The 1,110-nt window shown below is 64.0% G+C and carries 1 protein-coding gene and 1 pseudogene; both read right to left on the bottom strand.

The features are described from left to right. Positions 1–265 precede the first annotated feature (265 nt). Complete coding sequence (locus AC1DKD_RS41455; RefSeq protein WP_441635758.1) at positions 266–643, bottom strand: H-NS histone family protein; 378 nt, start codon at positions 641–643, stop codon at positions 266–268. Between the two features lie 260 nt (positions 644–903). Continuing rightward, positions 904–1,110 (bottom strand): annotated as a pseudogene (locus AC1DKD_RS41450) (DNA-binding protein); the annotation flags it as partial.

Genomic DNA, 1,110 nt, shown 5'->3' with positions numbered 1-1,110 from the left:
GGTCGACACGCTCCACCGTCCATGGCGCAGTCACGCCAAGCAGCTGCCGGTACAGTTCCACGCTGTCCATCGCACACCTCCTTACCAAGCCATGCGCGAAAGCGTACTACCTACCCACACGAAAGTCTGAAGAACCGTTATTTTTGTTTCTTGAGAGCAGCAGATGCGACAGCTAATGAAGTTCCGCTTGTCAATGGCGGGGCATGGCATCGGCGCGGAAACGGCAGTGGTGTATTCTCGGACGGCGCCCTCGGAAGGCCGTCCATTACCGATTTCGCCAACCACGCATCACGCCCACTTCTTCCCTAGCGCCTCCAGACCTGCCTTTTGCAGATCCTCCTGGCTCATCACAATGGGAACTCCCCTTCCCGGCGCGCCCCGTGGCTTCCGCGACGGGCACGCGGAAATGTTCCACGGTCTGCCCTGCATTGACCGCCCGCTGCAGCCAGTCGGGCATTGCGGCGCGGCCGTCCCAGCCCTGCCCGTGCGCGTTGCGGTAGCGCACCACACCAGGCAACGTCGCCGGTGGCGGCTCGGAAAAACAGCCGGCGGCCTGCAGGTGGGACAGGCTCAGCCCATGCTGAGCCAGCTGGATGCGGATCCAGGTAATCGCTTCGGCGCGCTCGATTTCGATCGACATCATTTTAGGTGCACAGATTTGAGGAAGCTGCGGAGCAGGATCCTGCGTTGTCGTCTCAAAGACGGTTAGGCCTCAACATTGTTCCGGCGGATCGCTGGTGTAACGCAACCAGCTCCCTTGGGGATTGGGAATCACGTGGTCACCCCGCCGCTCAAAAATTAATCAGACCCGAGGAGCCCGCCGGGCATCTGGTCCTCGCACGGTTTGCGCACAGGCTTATCCCGTGGCGCGGTGGACAAATCCCCTCCCTCGGGTGCCCCCCCTCAGGCCGACCCCGGCTTGAACTTGGTGCGTGTGGTCGGCGCGCGGCGCCTGGCGGTCGCCAAGTGGCGCGTCGCATTGGCTTCCGCTTGCGCGCGCTCGGCCCGTCTTAGTGCCGCTGCCAGTTCGGCCCGCAGCCCTTCTTGCGCCGTCTGCCCTCGTCCGAGCGCCTGCTCTGCCTCCGCCAGTTGCCGGCGCCAGTTGCCGGC

The sequence above is a fragment of the Cupriavidus sp. 05T313 genome, assembly GCF_056396665.1.
The sequence above is the reverse complement of the archived record's forward strand: the minus strand, read 5'-3'. Positions and strand labels throughout refer to the sequence as shown.

Bases quoted from the DNA above. Each gene is read 5' to 3' on its own strand.
- AC1DKD_RS41455 (WP_441635758.1), bottom strand. From the start codon at position 643: ATGATGTCGATCGAAATCGAGCGCGCCGAAGCGATTACCTGGATCCGC.